The following is a 22,550-nucleotide window of genomic DNA, read 5'->3' as shown; positions in this document are numbered from 1 at the left end:
TGTCGTTCATGTCTTCTCCTTGGCTTACTGCCACTGCGTGAAGAGCGCGGCGATGGCGAAGATGAGCGGGGCCAGTGCGACCCAGCGCATTACGAGGTCGGATTTCATTGGTTTCCTTTCGTGATGAGTGAGTATTCACTCACTCCGATGGGCAAAGCGATAGTCGTGCGCCGTGCGACGAGCAAGGCAGCTGTCAGGGGTGGCGGATTCCTTGAGCGAGAACCCGAGCCCAGTGATCTGTCTGGTCTTCGACTCGCGCAGTGACGATGAGATGGCAGAGCTGTCCGTAAGCGATGAAGCGCTGGACGTCATCGTCGCCGGCGCCGGAGCGCTCCTGCGCGAACGTCGTGATTCTTGCGAGCCCGTCCCGCAAGGCCTGGGCGATGTCGGGGATGTCGGTTGCGGATTGGGCGTGGACCTGCAACATGAGCAGGGTCCGGTCGCCGATGAGTTCCGCGTACGCGGCGCCCATGGCATCCAGCACCGACTCGGGCGACTTTTCTGACGCGCTGTCTGCACCTTCGGCGAGCGCCTGCAGGATCTGGTCGTAGCAGGCCTCGAGCGCCGCGACGAAGAGCGCCTCCTTCTTGGGGAAGAGCTTGAAGACGTACGCCGGTGAAATCTTGGCGCGTCCTGCCACATCCGCCACCGTGGTTCCGTGGAATCCGCCAGCCGCGAACTCTTCGACGGCCGCTGCTGCGACCAGCGGTCGGCGGACGTCTGCAGTGGAGAGGATGGAGCTGCGCTGTGTCATGAGAGTGACTGTACACTCACTCTGAGTGATTAGTCAATCACTCACTCATGTGATCCCGTCCCACATCACCACCGCTCACGGCGGATGCGGGCTTGACCCCGACGACCCATCACGGAGGGGTAGCAGACACGACCCCCCGAACTAGGACTCCCGGGCGGGGGTCTTGTCGTTCGAGCGTTCGTGTCACACGCCGTCGATCGCGGGCACCAGCGTGAACACGATCTCCTCGACTTGGCGGCCGAGACCGGGGGCGAAGTCGACGTTGCGCGAGACCTCCGCGAAGCCGTTGCGCTCGAGCACGGCGATCGATGCCCTGTTGTGGGCGGCGGCGCGGGCGAAGAGCGGGCGTGTGGGCTCCCGCGAGACCAGGAGCCGCAGCGCCTCGCTGGCCACCCCGCGGCCCCACGCGTGGCGGGCGATCCAGTAAGTGACCTCGCGATCGTCGTCCACGGTGAAGGCGCCGGCGGTGCCGGCGAAGCCGCCGTTCTCGGTGACCACGAAGAACTGCACGTCGGCCGACGACCGCTGCCGTGCGATCCACGCGTCGAACGCGGCGCGGTCGTCGGGGTCGGCCGCCGTGAACGCGGCCATCGCGATCGCCTCGCGGTCGCGCATCATCTCGAAGATGGCATCGAGGTCGTCGTCGTCCAGCGCGCGCAGCTCGATGTGGTTCACGTGCTCAACGTAGCGAGGGTCGCCGACGGCGAGAAGTCCGGCGTCAGGCGAGCCCGTGCTGGGCGCGCAGCGCGCGTTCGGCACGGTCGGGGTCGCGCGCGATCAGCGCGTCCCGGAAGTCCTCGTACGCCTCGCTGCGCCGGATGGGGCACTCGATATAGGGGTGCCAGCCCGCGAGATTGCGCCGGATGACGAGCTCGGCCTCGCGCATGACCACGACGAAGGCGCGGTTGCGTGCGGCGTGCGTCACCGTGGCGAACAGGATGGCGCTGCGGTCGATGATCCCGAGCCGGTCATCGGCGCGCGACGCGGCGATGACGTCGTCGAGCTGCTCCACGAGGACCGCGAGCTGCTCGTCGGAACAGCGCACGACGGCGAGCCGCACGATGTCGCCGAGCATGAGGACGGCGAACTCGTGCGTCTCCTGCAGCAGCGACGGGTCGGGGATCGACACGCGCGTGTAGCGATTCGGCGACACCTCGACCAGGCCTGTGCGCTCGAGCCGCTGCAGCGCCTCGCGCACCGGCGTGCGCGAGACCCCGAGCCATTCGGCGAGCTCCTGGTCGCGCAGCCGCTCCCCCGGCGCCAGGCGGCCGTCGAGGATCGCCTCACCGAGCCGGGCGTAAACCTCGTCGCCGAGGACGGTGCCGCGCGGCTCGATGGCCATGAACGGAGCTGACATGAGTGCGACAAGTGTACGCCGGACGATTCAGCTGCATAGAGCCCCGGATTTCGGGCTCGTCCGCGCCGGGAGGGGGCGCCCTCTAAGGCTCCGGTTCCCGGCATCCGACTGTCGCCCTGCCGCTGATATATCGGTACGATGGCGATGTCCACGCTTCGGCGTGGCCTATCCGGGGGGATCCGTCGACGCCCGGGCTTCGAGCACCGCTCAGCCCGGGCGTGCGATGGGCCCGCGATGCCGCTCTGCAACATTTGTGTCACCATCTTCGCTTCGGCTCTCGCCGCGCGCCGCGCACTTCACTACGTTGGGATCAACTCGCCGCAATCGCAGCGAGTCCAACGAAGAACGGCAAGTAATGAGCACGCAGGGCACCGTCAAGTGGTTCAACTCGGAGAAGGGATTCGGCTTCATCGCGCCGGACGAGGGCGGCGCAGACGTCTTCGCGCACTACAGCGCCATCGAGTCGTCCGGATACCGCTCCCTCGAAGAGAACCAGCGCGTCGAATTCGACATCGCGCAGGGACCGAAGGGCCTCCAGGCCGAGAACATCCGCCCGCTCTGAGTCGAGCGCGCCCGGCCTTTTCCGAACGGCTGCGGGCTGCGGCATCCCGGTTCCACAGCGGACGGATGCCGCGGCCCGCGGTCGTGCGCCCTCACGGGGGTTCGCCGCGCCGCGGCGCGGCGATTCAGTCGCGCTCGCCGCGCACGAGCTCCAACCCCGCGCCCGCGAACTGACGCAGCGTCGCGTCCGGCAGGAACGCGCGGGTGAGGGCTCCGCCGATGCGCGTGAGGTCGCTCTCATCGCGGTAGAGCAGGTACAGCGTCTCGTACCGTGGGTGGAACTTCTGCTTGAACCGGTGCAGCGACCCGAAGCCGTACACCGGCTCGAGGATCTCGGCGAGCTTGTCGCTGAGCGTCGCGATCATGCCGGCTCCCGGTGGGTAGTCGTGCGCGAGCGGCGCTCCTGACAGCGACATGATCTCGGCGCCCTCCTCGGAGAAGAGCTTCGCCGACGAGCCGATGAGGAACTCCATCACCGGCGCGAAGCCGCCCTCGCGCCGCCGCATCAGATCGAGCGTCCAGCCGCGCATGTCGCCGCCCCCGCCGAAGACCGGCAGCCACGACAGGAACCCGTCGACGTCTCCGTTCGGCGCGATCGCGAGGGCGAGCCGGACATCCGGATCCTCCGCCTCGACGAGCGTTCCCAGGGTGAATCCCATCTCGGGAAGGCCCTTGTCGCCGACCCACATCTCGGAGATCGCTCGCAGCTGCTGGCGCACGCCCCACGGCTCGTCCTTGAGCCGTGTCATGCGGAACGTCATCTCCTCGCGGCCCGCGCGGTTGAGCGACGACCGGACCGAGTTCCACTGCTTGCCGGTGAACTGCAGGCCCGGCAGATCGACGATCGTGTCGTCGGCGACCACGAGGCTGCGCCACGTCGGCGGCACGGCGGCGCGGGTCGCCTCGTCGGCGCTGAAGAAGCACGGCACGAGCCCGGCGTGCTCGGCCATGCGGATGAACTCGCCGACCGATGCCGCTCGCGTGGCCTCTGGTCCCAGCGGGTCCGCAAGGGCGAGGGCGACGCCCGCGCGACGCTGGTACGCGACGATCCCGTCGGCCGTGCGGGCGTAGGCGTTGCCGTCCCACGTGGTCATCCACGACAGCGTGCCGCCGCCGTCCGCGCGCAGCATGGCCTTGACGTCGTCGACGGTCGGCGCGGGCTGCTGCCCGATGACCGACCTTCGCCGGGCGCGGAACGCTCGGCGCACCCAGACCAGGTAGATCAGCATCAGCAGCCACAGCACGCCGCTCGCGATCGCGAGCTCGGTCTCGCCGTCGATCATGGATTCGACCCGCGCCTCGCTGGTGACGATGATCCCGGTGACGATCACCGCCGCCGTCAGGATGTTGAAACTCGCGAGGATGACGCCCAGCACCCACGCCCAGCGGCGGCCGCGGCGCAGGCCGTTGGCGATCAGGAGGATCACGACGGTGTCGATCGCGAAGTCGACGAATCCACCCGACACCGGCTCGGTAGGTCCGAAGGGACCGTCGGTCGGCACCAGGATCGTGACGACCTGCGTCGCGCCGATCACGAGCACCGCGACGAACGCGAGCAGGCGCTGCTCGCGCACGGTCGTGCGCTGGATGCGCAGTGACCGGTCGACGAACAGGACGAGCAGCACGGCGAGAAGGTGCTCGAGGTCGGCGAGCGTGCCCCAGAAGACCATCGCGACGAAGACGAACCCGAGCAGGACGAGCCACGCACGCACGCGCCAGGGCGGCACGAAGAGGCCGATGGCGGCTGCGACGCACGCCATCGTCCCGCCCGATGCGCCGACGTCGAGCGCCTGCGCCTGGGCGACGGCCCATGCCCACGGCAGCTGCGACAGCGCCCACAGCACCAGCGCCGTCGCGAAGATCGCGAAGAGCTGACCCACCCAGTAGTAGGCGAGGGCGACACGCGACCCGCGACGGAACTCGAGGTACGCCATGCCCGCGAACCCGGCGATCGTGAAGACGTACACCCACGGCTGGTTGACGAAGAAGGTCCCGGTGACAGGGGTCCACCATCGGCCGTCGGCGAGAGCCGGCAGGCCGTAGGCGACGACGTCGAAAAGCTCGCTGTCTTGGAACGGCCGCCACAGTCCCTGCCAGATGACACCCGCGGCGAGGATCATCGCGATCATCGTGAGCGTCGCCGGAATGCGACCGGCGACGGTGAGAACGGCGTTCGGCTTGCGGGTCGGCGCCTCGCTCATGGGTTCACCCTAGCGAGGGCCCGCCATTCGTTGGCGGGGCGTTCAGGGGTTCGGTCGAGAAAGGCGTGCGTAGTCCGCCAGCGCCGTGGCGTCCTCCGCATCGCGCATCGCGCGTCGCGCGGCGTCGAGGGCGGCCACCGGATCCTGGGTCTGGCGTGCCTGCGCGAGCTCGTGCTGGGCCGACAGCAGTCGCGACCTCGCGTCGGCTCCGGCACGCGCGTGGGCGACGGATGCCTCGGCATGCGCGATCGCGGCGCGCGCGGCCGCGAGCGTCCCGGGCAGCGCCGTGCGCGCGCCGCGCAGGCGCTGCTGCGCCGTGCGGGCGTCGCCGAGCGCGAGGTCGAGGCGTCCGCGCAGTCGCGCGATGCCGTCGACGGCGCGGGTGGGGCGGCGTGCGGCATCCGTCTCGATGCGGTTCAGGTCGCCGTCGATGGCGCGGAGCTCGGCGCCGAGCCGCTCGGCGTCCGGCGGATCCAGGTGATCACGTGTCGCGGAGGCCTGACGCAGCGCGGCGCGCGCAGCGGCGATCTCGTCCGGCACGGCCTGCGCGGCCTGCACGACGAGGCGGTGCGCCTCCTCGAGGATGCGGGCGTCGGTCTCGGCCTGACGCAGGGAGCGCTCGGCCGCGGCGAGCTCGGGGAGCGCGCTGAGCGACGGATCGGCGGCCTGGGATGCCGCCGCGTCGAGTCGGCGCTCGGCTTCGGCGACCTCGGCCACCGCCGCGTGCGCAGCGCGCGCGGCATCCTGCCATTCCGCTTCGTCGAAGCGCGCCGAGAGCTCGGCCACGAGGGCGGCGGGGTCGCCCATCGACGCGCGCAGGTCGGCGAGCCGCCCGCGCGTGGACTCGACCTGACTCGCCGCCGAGACGTTCGCGCGCACCCAGGCTCCGTGCTCCGCCCGTGCCGACGTGATCATCGCGAGAGCCTCGCCGGCCTTGCGGTCGATGCGCGTCGCGACGCGGCGGATCTCGTCGGGAGCGGCATCCGGCGCGCTGATCTCGCGGTACTCGTCGAACGACGAATCGCGCACGTGCTGCGCGATCATCCGCGCGCGGCGCAGCGACGGCGGCGCGTCGCCGCCGTAGAGGGCTCCCGACAGTCCCACCTCGAGCTCGAGCTCACCCACCTCGTCGTCGAGGCGCACGAGGGCGGCGCCCGCCTTCGCGCGCACCTGCTCTGCTGCGGCGCGGGCCCGCGGCGAGCGGCGCGCGCGCCGGAGTGCCCACACGAGCACGGCGATGAGAAGAGCCGCGACGCCGATCGCGATCAGGGGAGGAATCAACCACCCCACGACCGCGGCCGCGAGCTCAGGCATGCGCGCCCTCGGCGGGTGTCGCGACGTCGGCGTCGTCGTCGGGCGCGGCGGAGGAATGGTCGAGCAGCAGGAGCGTCCGCAGCTGATCCACATCGTCGACCGCGGCCTGCGCGCCGTCGGCCTCGTGCGGCCACGAGAAGCCCCAGCGCACGAAGATCACCGGAACGCCGCGGGCCGCGCCGCCCTCGACGTCGTGATGGCGGTCGCCCACGAGGACCGGACGGCTGGTGTCGACGCCGGCGGCCTCGAGCCGGCGCAGCGCCTCGGCGACGATGTCGGACTTGGCCGCCAGCGTCCGCTCGTCGGCCGTGGCGCCGACGATCGCGGTGAGCGACGTCGACAGGTCGAAGTGGTCCATCAGAGCCACGACCTGCACTTCGGGCTTCGAGCTCGCCGTCGCCTGCGGAACGCCGGCGGCCGCGAGATCCTTGATCAGCCGCTCCATTCCCGGAAACAGCTTGGCGCCCGTCGAGTACCCGTCGATCTTGTTGAGTCCGCGGTAGAACGTGACGGCTTCGGAGGCCTCGGCCGGGGTCATGCCGACGTTCGTCTGGAACGACTCGTACATGGGCGGGCCTATCCAGTGCACGAGCTCTGCCCTGGTCGGCGGCCGCTTGCCGAAATGCTCGAGCGCGATGGTCAGCCGTCGCAGGATGCCCTCGGAGGCGTCGACGATCGTGCCGTCGACGTCCCACAGCACGCAGGTCCACGGCGAGGGCGACGGCGATCGAGTCGGCATGGGTCCAGCCTATGCGGCCGGATGGACCCGTCCGGGGCCGGATGCGGTCAGCCGGTGACCCGGCGCGACACCGTCGAGTACGCGCCGCCACCGGGGTAGTGCCACGCGCCGGTGAGCATGTCGCCATCGGGACCGAAGGCGCTGACGTTTCATGCGGGCCCCGGCACAGCGGCGACGGTCGTGCGGAAGAGCGCGACGAGCGCGGTGCGCGTCGACACGCCCGTGCGCTCCTTGATCACCGTCATGTGCTTGTCGACGGTCTTCTCGCTGATGCCGAGGGCGGCCGCGATCTCGGCGTTGCTCGCACCCGCCGCGACGAGCGCGGCGACCTGCCCCTGGCGGAGCGTGAGACGAACCGCCTCGCCGCTCGCCGGCGACGGTACGTCCACGGGCAGGACGACCGAAGCCAGCTCCTCCCTGCGTGACAGGCCCAGCAGCTTGAGCGCGCTCGCGACGTAGTGCTCGACGGTGCGGATGCCGAGGAACAGCTCGGCCGCGATCTCGCGGTTCGTCAGGCCGGCTGCCGCGAGCGTGGCGACCTCGAGCTGACGCGTCGACAGCGGTGCCACCGTCGCTTCGCGTCGCGGGCGGAACAGCTGCACGGCGCGCACGCGGAAGGCCGACGCGCGGGTCTGCGCCGCGAACTCGTCGAGCGCCGCGAGCTCGCGGTACGCCGACGTGCGGTGGCCGCGTTCGACCGCCTGCGCGAGCGAGACCCACCTCGTGCGCAGGATCTCGGAGTCGATGCTGCCCGGGATCTCGGGCGGGGCTGCGACCTCGGCCGCCGACGCGGCGGCCATCGGCTCATCGCCGAATCGCGTGCGCATCCGCTGCAGCGTCGCCCGCTGCCACGGCGACGGCATCATGTGCTCGACGATGCGCAGCATGCGCCGGCACACCTCGAGCTCGCCGTCGGCGAGGGCGGCGGCGAAGATCACCTCCAGCAGCCAGCAGCGGTTGCTGCTGCCGACCTGCAGCTCGTCGATGTCGCCTTCCGAGAGCGCGATCCGCCGCGCGGCCTCGAGGTCGCCGTGACCGGCGAGCATGAGGGCGACCGAGGCGATAACGCCGTGCCCGAGCGACCGGCGCCCGTCGCGCCACGAACCCGCGAGCAGTTCGCGTTCAAGCCGGTCGAGGTCGTCCGGCGGCGCCACATCGGTCATCACCGACAGCACGTACTGCGTGCCCCGCACGGTCATCCACCAGCCGAGGTTCGGCGCCGCCGAGAAGCCGTCGGCCGCGCGCTGAAGCGGCTCGGCCGCGTCGGGCACCCGCGCAGCGGCGGTGAACGACACTCCGAGCAGATAGTCCGCGAAGGGCTCTAGGGCTCGGATGCCGGTGCGGTCGGTGATGTCGCGCACGAGCAGCGCGTCGGCGACCGACTCGTCCTGCATCGAGTGCGTGAGCACGAGCAGAGGCACGAGCACGACCAGGTCGATCGCGTCGAGGACGGCCGCCGCATCCGCCCCCGCGATGTGGTCCAGGAAGGCGGCGCGCACCTCGCGCACGCGCGCGAGCTGTCGCTCCCAGTCCGCGTCGGTCGGCGGGGCCATCCACCCCTCGGGCGGCTCGACGCCGTCCTGCATGAGCAGGGCGTACGAGATCGCCAGCTTCTCGCGCAGAGCCGTGGGATCGTCGCCCGCCGGCCACGGCCGCGTCTGCCAGTCCACCGCCTCGAGGCGGGGCTCGAAGGCCGCGCCGGCGAGCTGCTGACCGCGCGCCTCTCGCCGGATCGCGGGGTCGGCGCTCGTGGTGAGGACGTCGGCGAGGCGCTCGTGCGCGCGGCGCTCGTAGCCGGCGAGCTGCTCGTAGCGGGCGAGACGGATGCGGTCGCGGGGATCCGGCGACGATGCCAGCGTCGCACCGGCATCGCCGGCGACGAGATCCCACAGGGTCGCGGTCGCGAGCCGTGACGACTCGTGCGGTGGGAGGGCCATCTCCCTCGATGTCTCTGTCATGTGCGCACTCCGAACGGCGGCCTCCCCCGGCGCTCAGCGTAGGAGACGGGCTGCCTCATCGCCAGGAATCCGTAGGATCTCCCATACCCGCGTGTCGGCGGCGTCCGTAGCGTCGATCGGGTGACTTCGACGACTCCTGCCCGGAAGATGGCCGCCGCGCTCACCGCGGGCGGCCTCATCGCCCTCTCGCTGATCGCGGCGCCGTCCGCGTCGGCTGTCGGACTGACGTGCGACTGGACCGGCGCCGCCGGCGACGGCCTGTGGTCGAACGCTGCGAACTGGACGAACTGCGCCGACGCCGCCCCCGGTGAGGCGGACCTGCTCCGGTTCGGCGCCGGTGCCCTCACGACCGACATGACGAACGACCTCGCCGGTGTGTCGTTCGAGAACGTCGAGTTCGCGGTCGGTGGGTACGTCGTCGGCGGCGGGCAGCTGCGCACGAGTGGACTCACGGTCCACGGCGCGACGACGCTCGAGGTGAACGTCGTGCTGCCGGTCGAGGCCGGCGAGAAGACGTACGACATCGCGGCGCCGCTGACCGTCCCGATCCCCTCGTCGATCGAGTTCGACCAGGAGCCCGCGACGGTGGCGACCCTTCAGCTCTCGCAGGGCGCGGTGCTCGACGCGCGACTGACCGGTTCGGGCGAACGGCTGCGCGTCGCCGGAGACGGCGTCGTCGAGGCCCGCGGGCTCTTCTACCCCGGTGCGCTCGATCTCTCGGGCGCCGTTCGGTTTCGCTGCGGCGGTCTCGACTGCGGCGCGGGCGGCGACGTCACGATCACGGATGCCGCGGGCCTGGAGTTCACAGCCGCCACCGAGTTCGAGCGAGCGCTCGTCGTGGGGCCCGGCTCGGGATACTCGATCGACGCCGGCGGGCACGCCGTCGATCTTCAGGCTCCGGTCGACCTCGCGGGATCGGTGGCGGTCCGCGGAGGCGCGGATGCCGAGCCCCTGCTGTTCAGCGGTGGCGTGGCGATCGCCGCGCACGAGCTCACGATCCACGGAGCGACCGAGGTGCCGTTGTTCGGGCAGCTGACGAGCGCGCCGGACGGCACGCTGCGCGTCGGCTCGGAAGACATCGCCGGGAGCATCCGCATCGATGAGGGCCAACTCGACCACCACGGCCGCACGATCGCCTCGGGCGCGGGATCGATGGTCGTGGCCGACGACGCGTTCGCGCTCGGGCCGAACCCCGCGCCGGGCGGAACCCTCGTGGAGAGCGGCGCGACCCTCGGCACGAACTCGACCATGACGCTCTCCGAAGACATCGAGCTCGTCGGCGGTTCGGCTGTCGCGACGCTCTCGCCCGGGGCATCCCTCACCGTCGCGAGCGCCGCGTTCGCGGGCGATGTGGACATCCAGACGCGCGCACCGGCATCGAGCCTCGTCATCCAGGACCTCACCGGTCTCGACGACAGCACGGTCACGCTCGCCAGCGCGGGGGCAGACGCTCCGATCTTGTTCGGCGAGGACGGCTCCAGCGCGTACACCGGCACGACCGTCGCGGTGAGCGGGGCCGTGCAGCTGGACCGCGACCTCGCGATCCCCGGCGACTTCCGCATCATCGACGCGGCGGTCACGACGGCGCACACGCTGCCTGATGACCTGCACGACCAGATCGCCGACACGTCGGCGGTGACGATCGAGGGGGACGCCGGATTGCTCGTCATCAACGACAACGAGCGCATCGGGTCGCTCGCCGGAGCGACCGGGCGCGTGCACATCGTCGACGTCGACTCCGGGCTGACGATCGCCGGCTCGTCGGCGACCGTCTACGACGGCGATTTCATGGGCGACGGCCAGCTCGTTCACGAAGGCACCGGCACGCTGCAGCTGGGTGGCACGTGGACCCAGTTCGCGGTCGACTCGCGCCTCGCCGTCGAGGGCGGCACCGTGATCGCGAACGCGTGGATGCCGTTCACCGAGACGACCGTGTTCAGCACGCTCGGCGGCGTCGGGACCCTGGGATCGATCATCGTCGACGGGGGGACGATCGCCCCGGGCACGTCACCGGGGTGCCTCTCGAGCGAGGGCACGGTGTCGGGCAGCGGGACGTTCGTGATCGAGATCGGCGGACCCGACCCGTGCTCGGCATCCGACCGGGTCTCGGCCCTCGCCCAGGACCTCGGCCAGGTGCAGTGGTCGGTGTCGTTGACGGACGGGTTCCAGCCCGAGGTCGGCGACGAGTTCGTCGTCCTCACGACGACCGGCGGGGGGACCGACCTGCCGTCGAGCCAGACGACGGCGGACGGCACCACGTTCGACGTCGTGTGGGACGGGAACGACGTGATCCTCCGTGTCGTCGAAGTGCCGGGGCAGGTCGAGCCCACGGAACCGCCGGCTGCCCCGGGACCGGGCGCGGGCGCCGGCGCGGGCGGCGCATCCGGTGAGCTCGCGTCTTCCGGGTCCGATTCCGCATGGACGTTGTGGGGAGCCGTGGCCGCGGCATCCGTCCTCGCCGCAGGAATGCTGCTCCTGGCGCGGTCGCGGCGGGTCTGACGCCGGGGGACCCGACCGGGTGCGGAGTACGGTCGAGGCATGAAGCCAGATGAGCTGTGGCTGGCCGAGGACGGCAACTTCCAGCAGGTGATCCCGAAGGGGCCCGTCGCCCGTGCGATGGGCTACGTCGGGGCGGTCGTCCTGCTGCTCCTCGGGCCGGCCTTGATCGTCGTGGTGTCGGCAGCGGGTGCGTTCGAGCTGCCGACCCTGATCGGCGGGATCGCGATCCTGGTGGTCTCCGGCGGGTTCGGCATCCTGACCATGGTCTCGATCACCCGCATGCAGCGGCGCGTGGAGCGTCTTGAGCGCAACGGGCGGCCTGCGACGGCGGAGGTCATCGCCGCCAGACCCGCGAGCATCGGCGAAGAGACGGGCGTCGAGGTGACGGTACGCGTCAGCGGGCCCGACGTGCCGGCGTTCGAGATGAAGCACCGCAGCACCGAGAGCCGCATCGCCGCGCTCGGCGAGACGTTCGGCGTCATCGTCGACCCGGCCGACGGCGCCTACGTGATCGTCCGCTGAGCGGGCGTCAGAACAGGCGGGGGGCGCCGGATTCGACGCCCTTCATGCCTTCGTAGTCAAGGGTGACGCACCGGATGCCACGGTCCGCGGCGAGCACCTTGGCCTGGGGCTTGATCTCCTGAGCGGCGAAGACACCGGTCACGGGCGCCAGGTGCGGGTCGCGGCCCAGCAGCTCGAGATATCGCGTGAGCTGCTCGACGCCGTCGATGTCGCCGCGGCGTTTCACCTCGACCGCGATCGTTCCGCCGGCCGGATCGCGCAGCAGCAGGTCGACGGGACCGATCGCCGTCGGGTACTCGCGCCGCACGAGGGTGAGCCCGTCGCCGATCACGTCGACCTGCTCCGCGAGCAGGCGCTGCAGGTCGGCCTCGACACCGTCCTTCTGCAGACCGGGATCGATGCCGAGCTCGTGCGACGAGTCGTGGATCACCTCGTAGATGCGCACCAGCAGCGCGTCGCCGGTCTTGGCGTGCGTCACCCGCCAGTGCTCGAGCACTCCCGCGGCGGCGGACTCGGCATCCGGGATCTCGACGTCCAACCGGCACGGCGGGCTCATCCAGTTGAGCGGTTTGTACGAGCCGCCGTCGGAATGCACCAGGAGCGAGCCGTCGCCCTTGTGCACCAGCAGCCGCGTCGCCAGCGGCAGGTGGGCGTTGAGCCGGCCGGTGTAGTCGACGGAGCAGCGAGCGATGACGAGACGCACCCGACGAGCCTAGTCCGCGCCGTCCCGGCATCGGTCGCGCGGACCGTCGGCTAGCGTGAACATGCACGGCGAATCCGTGACCTTCGGGTCACGTTCGCGCTCGAGGGCTCTCGCCGGCCCAGGCGCTCGCTCGCCTGCCCTGTCGGACTGCGGCAATCCGCCGGCGGCCGTGACCCAGGAACTCACCGCTCCCCAGGAGGAACCGATGAACTCTCGCCGCCCCGAAGCGACCGTGCACATCCTTTCGAGCACGGTCGCCGAAGTGCACGTCGGCAGCGACGTGGAGGAAGTCGTCGCATCCGACAGCCTCGCACTGCGCGACCGCCTCGTGGAGGAGATCCGGCGGCTCGCCGCCTCGGCGGGGGAGCCCGCGCACGCGACGCTCGTCGAAGGGTCGTCACGCTGGCCGATGGTGGTCCACCCCGACGGCACGTACTCCGAATCGCTGGAAGCCACGACCCCCGAGACGGCGCAGACCCCCGAGACGGCTCAGATCCCCGAGACGGCTCAGATCCCCGAGACGGCTCAGATCCCCGCCGCCGCGCAGATCGCCGCAGCCGAGCGGACTCCGGTTCCCGCGCCCGCCGTGCCGGCCGGTCACTCGGCGACCCCCGCACCCCAGCGGGATGCCGGCCGCCCGACCGTCCAGGATCTGCTCGAATCGCGCAGCGCCGGCAAGCGCGCCCGCGCGACCACGGGATGGCAGGGCGCGGTGCGTCGCGCGACCGGCGGTCTGGTCTCGCCCGCTCCCGGCAAGGTCGAGCGCTCGCGGCTCGACCGCGAGAAGCGCGTGCAGCGGCGCCTCGACGCGCCCCGCACGATCGTCGTGTTGAATCCCAAGGGCGGCGCCCACAAGACGACGAGCACACTGCTGCTCGCGGCCACGTTCGGGACGCTGCGCGGCGGCGCGACCCTCGCGTGGGACAACAACGAGACCCGCGGCACGCTCGGCTGGCGCGCCCAGCACGCACCGCACCACCGGACCGCGGTCGACCTCCTCGAGGACCTCGACCAGTTCTGGAACCCGAACGGCTCGAGTCTCGCTGCGCTCGACACCTACGTGCGCACGCAGGTCGACGCCCGCTTCGACGTCCTCGCCTCGGACGAGGATGCCGCGGCATCGTCGACGATCGACGCCGCGGCGTTCGACCGGCTTCACACGTTGCTGAGCCGCTACTACCGCCTGATGATCGTCGACACCGGCAACAACATGCGCGCCTCCAACTGGGTGGCAGCCGTCGCCGCGGCCGATCAGCTCGTGATCGTCTCGACCGTGCGCGAAGACACCGCGGCCAGCGCTGCGTGGCTGCTCGACGGACTCCGCGAGAAGGGCTTCGGGACCAAGATCGACGAGGCGGTCACGGTGCTCACGGCGCCGTCGTCCCGCCCGGACCGCCGCCTCGAGCAGCGCCTCGCACGACACTTCGAGCAGGTCACGTCGGCGGTCGTCAGCGCGCCGTTCGATCCTTCGCTCGTCGACGGTGGGCCGATCGACTTCGAGGCGCTCGCCCCCGAGACCCGGGATGCCTGGCTGACGGTCGCCGCGACGGTCGCCGACCGCCTCTGATCCGCGTCGCGCGGCGGGGTGTCAGCCGAGGATCCGGCCGAGGCCCTCGAACAGGCCGAGCTCGGTGGCCGCGCCCCGGGCGATGAGGAACCCGACGATGCCGATGATCCATGCGGTGTTCTCGCGGCCCGTCCGCTCCATCCAGGCCGCGAGCTTCGTGAGCGGACGCTCCACGAGCGGCGCGGCGACGAGGCGCAGCACGAGCAGCACGAGTGCCGGCAGCACCATGACGGCGCAGTAGGCGGCGAGGGCGGCGATGCGCACCGGCATCGCGATCGGGGCCTCGGCGAGCATGCCCATCGCGACGAGATACGGCAGCATCGTGGCCACTTCGACGAGGCCGGCGCCGACCGCGACCGCCATCACGGCACCGCCCGAGGCCTTCGGTGAGAGCAGCCGGTCCCGCCAGCGGGTCAGGCGGGTCGAGGGGGCCGGTTCGGGCACCGCGACCCGCGGCGCCGTCGTGCGTGGCATGCCGGTGAGCGGCGAGACCTCGCCGTCGAGCGAGGGTGTCGCACCCATCCCCGCCGAAGAGGCGGCGGACGCGGCATCCGTCGCCTTCGACGACGAGCCGCCGATGAAGAAGGCCGCCACGAGAAGCGCGGCACCGACCACCAGGCGGGCGATCTGGCCCCCCGTCGAAGACAGGAAGTCCTGGGCGACGTCGACGAGGTTCACGAGTCCGAGCGTGAAGAGGATGCCCACCGCGAGGTAGAACGCCGCGATCGTCACCAGGTACAGCAGCACCCGGCCGACGCGCACGCGCCCCGGCGCGAGCAGCAGGAACACCGGGATGAGGAGCGTGCCGACGCTCAGGCCGTCGAGGAGCGCCAGCACGCCGAGCGTGACGGCGAGGGGTGCGTCTGCGAGGAGGTCCATGCCCCCACCCTCGCGTGACGCATACGCGCGCGGATCGGGCGGAAGGACGAGCCGCGCGAACCGGTCCTCGTTCTTTCGACGGATGCCGCGGCCACGTGCCCGTGGTTGCATGAGAGCGTGAGCGGAACGATGCAGCGACGCGGGGCCGGGCCGGCGCCCGAGCCCGCGGCCGACGCGCCGGACACGATCCGCAGCCCCGCACGCACCCTCGTCGACTGGGTGCGTGCCCGCCGGCCGCTCGCGGACGCGATCGGGTTCGCCGCGCTGGCGGTGGTGCTCGCGGCGCTGGGCCTGGGCGGGCTGTGGACCGTGTTCTCGCTACTGCCCGAGCCTGTGTCGCCGTGGTGGTCGCTGGCGATCGCGCTGCCCGCGTGCGCCCTCGTGGTCTTCCGCGACCGGGCGCCGATGGCCCTGCTGTGGGTGGCGCTCGCCCTGCTGGCGATCGACCTCGCCACCGTCGGCGGCATCGTCACGCTCGTCGTGGTGCTCGACCTGCTGTACGCCGCGACCACCTCCGCGCCGCCGGCCGGCCGCTGGCGCATCCTCGCCGGGATCGCCGTCGCCGTCGTCGCAGTGGGAGGCGTCGCGCTCGTCGCGTCCGGTGACATCCGGGTCGCCCTCCTCGTGGCACTGCAGCTCGGAGCGCTCGCCGGCATGGACTACTGGTACGCCACCTCGGTCGCGCAGGCGCACGAACTCGTCGCGCTGCACCGCGAGCGCGCGGAAGACGCCGAGCGGATCGCCGACCGCGATCGTGCCGAGGCGGTGCGCCATGAGCGCGAGCAGATGGCCCGCGAGCTCCACGATCTCGTCGCCGGGCACGTCGCGGCGATCGCGATCCGCGCCGAAGCGGCGCTGTCGGTGGATGCCGCGGCGGGATCGGATCGTGCCGCGCTGCAGGCGGTGCGCGACTCGAGCCTCGAGGCGCACCAGGCGCTGCGGTCGATGATCTCGGTCCTGCGCACCGGTGACGGGGCCGTCGCGGCCCCCCGCCGCGACGTGCTGCCCGCGCTCGTCGACGATGCGCGCCGGCACGGGCTCACCGTGACACTCGACGACGCCCTGCCGGCAGGCATCCCGTCGCCCGTCGACCAGGCCGTGACCCGGATCGTGCAGGAGTCCCTCGCCAACTGCGTGCGCCACGCCGCCGGCGCCCAGGTCGAGGTGGTGCTCGACGCCGTCGAGGGCGAGGTCGTTCACGTGCGCGTGGACTCGCACGGCGGCAGCACCGGAATTCGGTCGCCCATCCAGGGCAGCGGCTGGGGCCTCGAGCTGCTGCGCGAACGGGCGCGCGCCCTGGGCGGCCGGTTCGAGGCGGGCCCGACGGACGGAGGCTGGTCCGTGCGTGCCACGATCCCGCTCCAGGCGGCGGCATGACGCCCCGCGTGCTGCTGGCCGACGATCACGGTGCGATCCGCGAGGGTCTGCGGATCATGCTCGAGGCGCACGGCATCGAGGTGGTCGGTGAGGCGGCGGACGGCGCAGTCGCGATGCGCAATGCGGCGGCGCTGCGGCCCGACGTCGTGCTGATGGACCTGAGGATGCCCGGGGTCGACGGCGTCACGGCGACGCGCGAGATCGTCGAGACCGGCTCCGCGGCCGTGCTCGTGCTCACGAGCTTCGACGAGGACGAGCTGGTCGACGGCGCGTTGCGCGCCGGTGCGGCGGGATTCCTGCTGAAGACGACGGATGCCGCGACCCTCGTCGACGCCGTGCGCCGGGTGGCGGCGGGCGAGGGGGTTCTGCATCCACGTGTGACGCGCCGCGCTCTTTCGCTGATCCCCAGAGGTCCGGACGAGCCGCAACCCATGTCCGACGCCGCGGCGGGGCTGGCGCTTCTCACCGAGCGCGAGCGGGAGGTGCTGGACGGGATGCGCGCAGGCCGCTCGAACCAGCAGATCTCGGACGATCTGGGCATCTCGGTCGCGACCGTGAAGACCCACGTCTCGAACGTGCTCGCCAAGCTGGGCGCCCGCAGCCGGTCGCATGCCGTGGCGCTCGCCGCGGGCGAGGCCTGACGGCAGCCGGGCGGGTCAGGGGCCCCGCCGCGGCCGCCGCAACTCAGGGCCGCGACGTACGACGTCGCGCGAAGAAGACGTACAGACCCAGCACGATGATCGCGCCGAGGATCGAGCCGATGATGCCCGCGGGCTGCAGGAATCCGCCGTTCGGGTCGGCGCCGAAGAGAAGGAACCCGAGGAAGCCACCGACGAACGAGCCGACGATGCCGAGGACGATCGTCATCAGGATGCCCATGCTCTGCTTGCCGGGGATGATGGCGCGGGCGATGAGACCTGCGATGAGGCCGATGATGATGAGGCCGATGATGGTCCAGAGCATGATGACTCCTTCGGGTCGGGAACCGGTCCGGGGTCCGTCCGGGCTGGGGTGCGGATCACGCTAACAACGAGCACCGCGTCGCGCGGGCATCTTCACATCGGTCTCGCGGAGCGGTATCCTTGCGCGCCGACCCGGGTCGCCGGGCTGGCGTGCAGACGGTGCTGGGGACGAAGGTGATCTGTGTGGCGATATCGGCTCGTGCGAGCGAAGCGAAGGCCGCGGTCGATGTCGTGACCGCGTTCTTCGGACGGATCCAGGCGATCGCCGACGACCCGGACGCGCTCGACTTCACGTTCGGCAACCCGCACGAGATGGCGCTGCCCGGCCTGCCCGCGGCGATCCGCGCGCAGGCCGAACCGAAGACGGTGGAGTGGTTCGCGTACAAGACGAGCGAGCGCAGTGCCCAGGAGGTCGTCGCGGCGGGCCTCGCGTCGGAGCTGGGGCTCGCCTTCGAACCCGAAGACATCGCGATGACCCAGGGCGCGTTCGGCGCGATGTCGCTGGCGCTCGCGCTGCTGGCCGATGCCGGCGACGAGGTCGTCATCCCGGTCCCCGGGTGGTTCTGCTACGAGCCGATGCTCTACGCGGCCAACCTCCTTCCGGTGCACGCGCCCCTCGATGCGACGACCTTCGACCTCGACCTCGACGCGATCGCCCGGGCGATCACCCCGCGCACCAGGATCGTGATCGTCAACTCGCCCGCCAACCCGACCGGCCGCGTGTATCCGAAGGCGACGTGGGACGACCTGGCCGACGTTCTCGAGCGCGCGTCTCGCGAGCAGGGCCGTCGCATCTGGCTGATGTCGGACGAACCGTACCGGCGCATCCGGTTCGACGGCATCGAGTTCGCGAGCCCCGCCGCCTCCTACCCGTGGACGGTCATCGACTACAGCTACGGCAAGGTGCTCCTGGCTCCCGGTCAGCGCCTCGGCTACCTCGCCCTGTCTCCGCTGATCCCCGCCGCGGAGCGCGACGAGCTGCGTGATGCCCTCATGCCCCTCGGACTCGCGATCGGCTGGGGCTTCCCCGACGCGGTCATGCAGTACTCGGTCCCCGCGCTCGAGGGGCTCTCGATCGACTTGACCGAGCTCACCCGCAAGAGGGACCGGCTCTACGGCGCCCTGACGGATGCCGGACTCGACGTCACGCGCCCGGAGGGCACGTTCTACCTGTGGGGCCGCGCCCCCGGTGGCGACGCGGCGGCGTTCTGCGACGCGCTCGCCGCGCGCGGCGTCTACGTGATGCCCGGCACGCTCTTCGACCGGCCCGAGCACTTCCGCATCGCGCTCACGGCGACCATGGACATGATCGACCGGGCTCTCCCCCACCTGCTCGAGGTCTCCGCCGAGCTCGGCCCCGCCGCCTGACGGGCGGCCCCTTTCAGTGATGGGTGTGACCGGCGCCGACCGTCGAGCCTGCGAGGGGCTTGGCGGCCGGGGAGGCGAGGCCGGATGCCACGGCCAGGGCCACCAGGATGTACAGGGTGTTGAGCAGGCCGATCTGCTCGCTGATGAACCCGAGGATGGGCGGGCCGCACAGGAATGACACGTAGCCGATGGTCGCCGCCGCGCTCACGCGGGCAGCGGCCTTCGCCGGGTCGTCTGCGGCGGCCGACATGCCGAGCGGGAAGCCGAGCGAGGCGCCGGCGCCCCACAGCGCGGCTCCGACGAACACCAGCGGGATGTTCGGCGCGAGGATGAACAGAAGCAGGCCGCCGGCGGCCAGGCCCGACAGCACGCGCAGCGTCGTGACGCGGCCGAACCGATCGACGAGCGGTCCGCCGAAGATGCGCACGACGGTCATCGACACCGAGAACACCGTGAGACCGAGGGCTCCGACGGCGGGAGTCGCGCCGTGTCCGTCGACCATGCCCAGCGCCAGCCAGTCGTTCGCGCCGCCTTCGGCGAACGCCATGCCGAGCATGATGACGCCCAGCGCGTAGGTGCGCGGCTCGCGCCAGGCCGACAGCGAGGTGTGCAGCCGTTCCCGCCAGTGCGGCTTGTCGGTCGCGGCATCCGTATCTCCGGGGATGTCGCGCGCAGGCACGTTCGCATACGCACCGAATGCGATGCCGACGATGAGCGCGGCCATCACGAGCGTGTGCACGAGGACGTTGACGTGCCAGGCCGCGGCGAGGGCGCCGATGCCGGCGCCGATCACGGTGCCGAAGCTGAAGAACGCGTGGAACAGCGGCAGGATCGTCTTGCCCGACTGCTTCTCGATCGCGGCGCCCTCGACGTTCATCATGACGTCGACCGCGCCGTTGCCGAGTCCGAACAGCACCAGGCCCGCGATCACGACGACGTACGAGTGCAGCACGTCGGTGCCCACGCCGATGAGCGCGACTCCGGCGGCGAAGACGAACATCGACACGAGCATCCCCTTGCGGGCGCCCCAGCGCGCCAGCACGACATTCGCGAGCGACAGCCCGACGATCGACGCGATGCCCGCGCCCAGCAGCATCAGCCCGATCTGGATGTTGTCGACATTGAGCGTCACCTTGATCGCGGGAACGCGCGATGCCCAGGTCGCGATGCTCAGCCCGCTCGCGAGGAAGATCGCGAAGACCGCGGTGCGCCACCGCACGTACTGCGCACGGGTGAGGTCGAGTTCCATGCGGGCTAGCGTAGCGAATCGATTCGATCCTTTCGAATCGATTCGGCGGATGCCTCGGACGCGGGTACCATCGGGGCCCATGAGCACCAGACGCGCCACGATCGCGGACGTCGCCCGCGAGGCCGGTGTCTCGCCCTCGACGGCCTCCGTCGTGTTCAGCGGGAAGACGCCCGTGTCGGAGACGACCCGCCGCCGTGTGCTCGATGCCGCCACGGCCCTCGGGTATGCCGGTCCCGACCCCCGCGCGGCGTCGCTGCGGCGCGGCCGCTCGGGCATCGTGGGCGTCGTGTTCGAGGAGCACCTCGGCACCGCCTTCCTCGACCCGGTGAAGACGCTCGTGATGGACGGCCTCGCCGACGCGGTCGCACCCCTCGGCGCCGGACTCCTCCTGCTCCGCGACCAGGAGCCGAGCGGCGGAGGCCCCTCGCTCACGAGCGCCCCGATCGACGCGGCGGTGCTCATCGGCTGCAGCGGTCTGCTGCGTCAGTCGCTCGACGCGGTCAAGGCACGAGGCATCCCGGTCGTCGTGATCGAGGGCGACGCGGGCGATGACGTGCCCCGCATCGGCCTCGACAACCGCGAGGCGCAGCGCCAGGCCGCCAGCCATCTGCGGGCTCTCGGACACCGCGACGTGGCGGTCGTCGCGCTCCCGGCACGCACCGGGTGGGAGCGCGGCTGGCTGAGCGACGACACGGCCATCGCCATCGACGTCACCCGCGATCGGCTCGCCGGTGCGATGGACGTGTTCCCAGACGCCCCCGCTTACGCCGCGGCCGGAAGCTTCATCGACGAGGGACTCGCGGCGGGCCGCGTGCTGTTCGCCGATCCGGCTCGCCGACCGACCGGCGTGATCGCGCAGAGCGACCTGCTCGCGGCCGGTGTGATCCGCGCCGCCGAGGAGGCAGGACTGCGCGTGCCGGACGACGTCAGCGTCACCGGCTTCGACGGCATCGTCGTCGACGGGCTGGCGCCGTACGAGCTGACCACCCTCGTGCAGCCCGCGACCGACAAGGGGCGCGCCGCCGGCGCCGCGGTCGCCGCGATGCTCGAGGGCCGCCCTGCCGCGACGATCCACTTCACGTGCGTCTTCCGCGAGGGCAACACCACCGGTCCCGCTCCCGAGCGCGCCCAGTAAGCACCGTCCGGCGGGGTTCGGCGGTCTGAGCCCGTCATGGTGCGAAAACACCAGTCGATAACGGCGACACGCCGATGACGGATGCCTCGGCTCGGCGTGTCGGGGTGACGGAGTGGTGTTTTCGCACGGCGAGGAGGGGGACCGGCGGTTACTCGGGCGGGACGACCGCCGTGACGAGGTCGGCCACCAGGTCGTCGAGTCCGCCGTCGTCGGCCGGGAGCAGTCCGGGAAGAGTCAGGTGCTCGAGGATCAGGCCGCTCATGCCGAGGTACAGCAGCAGTGCCGTGCGCCGGTCGCCGGGGAAGCCGCCCTCGACGTGCCCGGCCGAGATGGCCTCGAGGTTGGCGGCGTAGCGGTCGGAGATGGCGTCGGCGAGGTCCGGGCGTCGCGCGGCCTCGAGACGCAGCTCGTAGAGGGCGAGAAAGCCGTCGCGATCGTCGCGCGCCCGCCCGAGCAGCTCCTTCATGAGCTGGATCTCTCGAGCACGCGTGGGGGCCGCGGTCTCGGGAACCGGATCGGGGGTGAGGCGGTCGAACACGTGGCGCCCCAGTTCGCGAAGCAGCTCGTCGCGGTTGGCGAAGTAGTTCGACGTCGTTCCCTGCGGGACGGAGGCCGCGTCGTCGACGGCGCGGAATGTCAGTCCGCGTGCACCCTGCTGCGCGAGGACGTCGATCCCCGCGTCGAGCAGACGGCGGCGGCGTTCGGGATTCGAGACCATGCCGACAGTCTCGCATACAACCACTCCACTTGCAGTACTCCAAATGTAGTGATTTACTGATCGCCGTGCGGTCAGCGAGACCGCCGGGAAAGGACGCCGCCATGCGCGAACTCACCTACTACATCGCTCTCACCCTCGACGGGTTCATCGCCGGTCCGAACGACGAGGTCGACTTCTACCCGTTGGCCGACGACCACAGCGCCTACATGAACGAGCACTACCCCGAGATGCTGCCGACGCACGTTCGCACCGCGATCGGATTCGGCGACGTTCCGAACCGCCGGTTCGACACGATCGTCATGGGGCGTCGCACGTACGACCCCGCCCTGGAGGCGGGGATCACCAGCCCGTATGCGCACCTGCGCCAGATCGTCGTGAGCCGATCGCTCGAGGCGTCGCCCGATCCCGCCGTGGAACTCGTGCGCGGCGATCCCCGCACGCGTGTCAAGGAGTTGAAGGCAGAGGACGGCCTCGGCATCTACCTGGCCGGCGGCGGTCGGCTCGCGGGTGAGCTCCTTCCCGAGATCGACCGCCTGGTCGTCAAGAAGTACCCGGTGGTGGCCGGCAGCGGGCGTGCGGCCTTCGCGACGGGCTTCGCGCCGACGCAGTTCACCCTCGAGGACGCACGGACCTTCAGCAACGGGTGCGCAGTGCTGTCATATCGCGCGTCGTAGCAGCGCTGCTCCC

Annotated in this window: 21 protein-coding genes; 9 read left to right on the top strand and 12 right to left on the bottom strand. The window is 71.3% G+C overall.

The window, feature by feature from the left end:
* Positions 1 to 193 precede the first annotated feature (193 nt).
* The 3 genes from AC3ANN_RS18020 to AC3ANN_RS18010 form a co-directional block, all read right to left on the bottom strand.
* Positions 194 to 754: a TetR/AcrR family transcriptional regulator gene (locus tag AC3ANN_RS18020; RefSeq protein ID WP_488338755.1), complete on the bottom strand. Its 561-nt coding sequence runs from the start codon at positions 752 to 754 to the stop codon at positions 194 to 196.
* 183 nt (positions 755 to 937) lie between these two features.
* Positions 938 to 1,429, bottom strand: coding sequence for a GNAT family N-acetyltransferase (locus AC3ANN_RS18015; RefSeq protein ID WP_488338754.1), 492 nt, complete (start codon positions 1,427 to 1,429; stop codon positions 938 to 940).
* Positions 1,430 to 1,472: 43 nt separating this feature from the next.
* The gene (locus AC3ANN_RS18010; RefSeq protein WP_488338753.1) at positions 1,473 to 2,111 is read right to left on the bottom strand and encodes a GntR family transcriptional regulator; all 639 of its coding nucleotides are present in this window, start codon (positions 2,109 to 2,111) and stop codon (positions 1,473 to 1,475) included.
* 355 nt (positions 2,112 to 2,466) lie between these two features.
* Here AC3ANN_RS18010 and AC3ANN_RS18005 point away from each other — a divergent pair, with 355 nt between their 5' ends.
* A complete protein-coding gene (locus AC3ANN_RS18005; RefSeq protein WP_127819216.1) occupies positions 2,467 to 2,673 on the top strand; it encodes a cold-shock protein in 207 nt (68 codons plus the stop codon).
* A gap of 124 nt (positions 2,674 to 2,797) precedes the next feature.
* Here the strand turns inward: AC3ANN_RS18005 and AC3ANN_RS18000 are convergent, their stop codons facing one another.
* The 4 genes from AC3ANN_RS18000 to AC3ANN_RS17985 form a co-directional block, all read right to left on the bottom strand.
* A complete protein-coding gene (locus AC3ANN_RS18000) occupies positions 2,798 to 4,873 on the bottom strand; it encodes a bifunctional lysylphosphatidylglycerol flippase/synthetase MprF (protein WP_488338752.1) in 2,076 nt (691 codons plus the stop codon).
* A gap of 42 nt (positions 4,874 to 4,915) precedes the next feature.
* Positions 4,916 to 6,187 carry a hypothetical protein gene (locus tag AC3ANN_RS17995; protein ID WP_488338751.1) on the bottom strand — a complete coding sequence of 424 codons (1,272 nt, stop codon included), beginning with the start codon at positions 6,185 to 6,187 and terminating at the stop codon, positions 4,916 to 4,918.
* The gene (locus AC3ANN_RS17990; RefSeq protein WP_488338750.1) at positions 6,180 to 6,926 is read right to left on the bottom strand and encodes an HAD hydrolase-like protein; all 747 of its coding nucleotides are present in this window, start codon (positions 6,924 to 6,926) and stop codon (positions 6,180 to 6,182) included. Before AC3ANN_RS17990 ends, AC3ANN_RS17995 begins: the two co-directional genes overlap by 8 nt.
* A gap of 149 nt (positions 6,927 to 7,075) precedes the next feature.
* On the bottom strand, positions 7,076 to 8,884 hold the full coding sequence (locus tag AC3ANN_RS17985; protein ID WP_488338749.1) for a helix-turn-helix transcriptional regulator: 1,809 nt from the start codon (positions 8,882 to 8,884) through the stop codon (positions 7,076 to 7,078).
* A 120-nt stretch (positions 8,885 to 9,004) separates the two neighbouring features.
* Between AC3ANN_RS17985 and AC3ANN_RS17980 the strand changes: the two genes are divergently transcribed.
* Together AC3ANN_RS17980 and AC3ANN_RS17975 are read left to right on the top strand one after the other, a co-directional pair.
* Complete coding sequence (locus AC3ANN_RS17980) at positions 9,005 to 11,383, top strand: hypothetical protein (protein WP_488338748.1); 2,379 nt, start codon at positions 9,005 to 9,007, stop codon at positions 11,381 to 11,383.
* A gap of 39 nt (positions 11,384 to 11,422) precedes the next feature.
* Positions 11,423 to 11,905 carry a hypothetical protein gene (locus AC3ANN_RS17975; protein WP_488338747.1) on the top strand — a complete coding sequence of 161 codons (483 nt, stop codon included), beginning with the start codon at positions 11,423 to 11,425 and terminating at the stop codon, positions 11,903 to 11,905.
* Positions 11,906 to 11,912: 7 nt separating this feature from the next.
* On the opposite strand, the gene nucS is transcribed toward AC3ANN_RS17975, so the two are convergent.
* On the bottom strand, positions 11,913 to 12,608 hold the full coding sequence (nucS, locus tag AC3ANN_RS17970; RefSeq protein ID WP_488338746.1) for an endonuclease NucS: 696 nt from the start codon (positions 12,606 to 12,608) through the stop codon (positions 11,913 to 11,915).
* Positions 12,609 to 12,813: 205 nt separating this feature from the next.
* On the opposite strand from nucS, the gene AC3ANN_RS17965 reads away from it, so the two are divergent.
* Complete coding sequence (locus AC3ANN_RS17965; protein ID WP_488338745.1) at positions 12,814 to 14,175, top strand: MinD/ParA family ATP-binding protein; 1,362 nt, start codon at positions 12,814 to 12,816, stop codon at positions 14,173 to 14,175.
* 21 nt (positions 14,176 to 14,196) lie between these two features.
* Here AC3ANN_RS17965 and AC3ANN_RS17960 read toward each other — a convergent pair whose 3' ends face one another.
* Positions 14,197 to 15,054, bottom strand: a complete 858-nt coding sequence (locus tag AC3ANN_RS17960; RefSeq protein ID WP_488338744.1) for a GAP family protein — start codon at positions 15,052 to 15,054, stop codon at positions 14,197 to 14,199.
* A 117-nt stretch (positions 15,055 to 15,171) separates the two neighbouring features.
* Here AC3ANN_RS17960 and AC3ANN_RS17955 point away from each other — a divergent pair, with 117 nt between their 5' ends.
* A complete protein-coding gene (locus tag AC3ANN_RS17955) occupies positions 15,172 to 16,431 on the top strand; it encodes a sensor histidine kinase (protein ID WP_488338743.1) in 1,260 nt (419 codons plus the stop codon).
* A complete protein-coding gene (locus tag AC3ANN_RS17950) occupies positions 16,428 to 17,072 on the top strand; it encodes a response regulator (RefSeq protein ID WP_488338742.1) in 645 nt (214 codons plus the stop codon). Before AC3ANN_RS17955 ends, AC3ANN_RS17950 begins: the two co-directional genes overlap by 4 nt.
* 43 nt (positions 17,073 to 17,115) lie before the next feature.
* Here the strand turns inward: AC3ANN_RS17950 and AC3ANN_RS17945 are convergent, their stop codons facing one another.
* A complete protein-coding gene (locus tag AC3ANN_RS17945) occupies positions 17,116 to 17,394 on the bottom strand; it encodes a GlsB/YeaQ/YmgE family stress response membrane protein (protein WP_488338741.1) in 279 nt (92 codons plus the stop codon).
* Positions 17,395 to 17,576: 182 nt separating this feature from the next.
* On the opposite strand from AC3ANN_RS17945, the gene AC3ANN_RS17940 reads away from it, so the two are divergent.
* The gene (locus AC3ANN_RS17940) at positions 17,577 to 18,761 is read left to right on the top strand and encodes an aminotransferase class I/II-fold pyridoxal phosphate-dependent enzyme (protein ID WP_488338740.1); all 1,185 of its coding nucleotides are present in this window, start codon (positions 17,577 to 17,579) and stop codon (positions 18,759 to 18,761) included.
* A 13-nt stretch (positions 18,762 to 18,774) separates the two neighbouring features.
* Here the strand turns inward: AC3ANN_RS17940 and AC3ANN_RS17935 are convergent, their stop codons facing one another.
* The gene (locus tag AC3ANN_RS17935) at positions 18,775 to 20,010 is read right to left on the bottom strand and encodes an MFS transporter (RefSeq protein WP_488338739.1); all 1,236 of its coding nucleotides are present in this window, start codon (positions 20,008 to 20,010) and stop codon (positions 18,775 to 18,777) included.
* A gap of 79 nt (positions 20,011 to 20,089) precedes the next feature.
* On the opposite strand from AC3ANN_RS17935, the gene AC3ANN_RS17930 reads away from it, so the two are divergent.
* On the top strand, positions 20,090 to 21,145 hold the full coding sequence (locus AC3ANN_RS17930) for a LacI family DNA-binding transcriptional regulator (protein ID WP_488338738.1): 1,056 nt from the start codon (positions 20,090 to 20,092) through the stop codon (positions 21,143 to 21,145).
* Between the two features lie 148 nt (positions 21,146 to 21,293).
* Here AC3ANN_RS17930 and AC3ANN_RS17925 read toward each other — a convergent pair whose 3' ends face one another.
* A complete protein-coding gene (locus AC3ANN_RS17925) occupies positions 21,294 to 21,863 on the bottom strand; it encodes a TetR/AcrR family transcriptional regulator (RefSeq protein WP_488338737.1) in 570 nt (189 codons plus the stop codon).
* 101 nt (positions 21,864 to 21,964) lie between these two features.
* Here AC3ANN_RS17925 and AC3ANN_RS17920 point away from each other — a divergent pair, with 101 nt between their 5' ends.
* Positions 21,965 to 22,537: a dihydrofolate reductase family protein gene (locus AC3ANN_RS17920; protein ID WP_488338736.1), complete on the top strand. Its 573-nt coding sequence runs from the start codon at positions 21,965 to 21,967 to the stop codon at positions 22,535 to 22,537.
* The last annotated feature ends 13 nt before the right edge of the window (positions 22,538 to 22,550 follow it).

The organism is Microbacterium sp. STRO-2N (assembly GCF_057747775.1).
This window is presented reverse-complemented; position numbering and strand designations above follow the sequence as displayed.

Coding starts and splice junctions, on each gene's coding strand:
- AC3ANN_RS17930 (WP_488338738.1), top strand. CDS start 20,090: ATGAGCACCAGACGCGCCACGATCGCGGACGTCGCCCGCGAGGCCGGT.
- AC3ANN_RS17975 (WP_488338747.1), top strand. CDS start 11,423: ATGAAGCCAGATGAGCTGTGGCTGGCCGAGGACGGCAACTTCCAGCAG.
- AC3ANN_RS18010 (WP_488338753.1), bottom strand. CDS start 2,111: ATGTCAGCTCCGTTCATGGCCATCGAGCCGCGCGGCACCGTCCTCGGC.
- AC3ANN_RS17995 (WP_488338751.1), bottom strand. CDS start 6,187: ATGCCTGAGCTCGCGGCCGCGGTCGTGGGGTGGTTGATTCCTCCCCTG.
- AC3ANN_RS17990 (WP_488338750.1), bottom strand. CDS start 6,926: ATGCCGACTCGATCGCCGTCGCCCTCGCCGTGGACCTGCGTGCTGTGG.
- AC3ANN_RS17945 (WP_488338741.1), bottom strand. CDS start 17,394: ATGCTCTGGACCATCATCGGCCTCATCATCATCGGCCTCATCGCAGGT.
- AC3ANN_RS18000 (WP_488338752.1), bottom strand. CDS start 4,873: ATGAGCGAGGCGCCGACCCGCAAGCCGAACGCCGTTCTCACCGTCGCC.
- AC3ANN_RS17920 (WP_488338736.1), top strand. CDS start 21,965: ATGCGCGAACTCACCTACTACATCGCTCTCACCCTCGACGGGTTCATC.
- AC3ANN_RS18020 (WP_488338755.1), bottom strand. CDS start 754: ATGACACAGCGCAGCTCCATCCTCTCCACTGCAGACGTCCGCCGACCG.
- AC3ANN_RS17985 (WP_488338749.1), bottom strand. CDS start 8,884: ATGACAGAGACATCGAGGGAGATGGCCCTCCCACCGCACGAGTCGTCA.
- AC3ANN_RS18005 (WP_127819216.1), top strand. CDS start 2,467: ATGAGCACGCAGGGCACCGTCAAGTGGTTCAACTCGGAGAAGGGATTC.
- AC3ANN_RS17950 (WP_488338742.1), top strand. CDS start 16,428: ATGACGCCCCGCGTGCTGCTGGCCGACGATCACGGTGCGATCCGCGAG.
- AC3ANN_RS17965 (WP_488338745.1), top strand. CDS start 12,814: ATGAACTCTCGCCGCCCCGAAGCGACCGTGCACATCCTTTCGAGCACG.
- AC3ANN_RS17960 (WP_488338744.1), bottom strand. CDS start 15,054: ATGGACCTCCTCGCAGACGCACCCCTCGCCGTCACGCTCGGCGTGCTG.
- AC3ANN_RS17925 (WP_488338737.1), bottom strand. CDS start 21,863: ATGGTCTCGAATCCCGAACGCCGCCGCCGTCTGCTCGACGCGGGGATC.
- AC3ANN_RS17935 (WP_488338739.1), bottom strand. CDS start 20,010: ATGGAACTCGACCTCACCCGTGCGCAGTACGTGCGGTGGCGCACCGCG.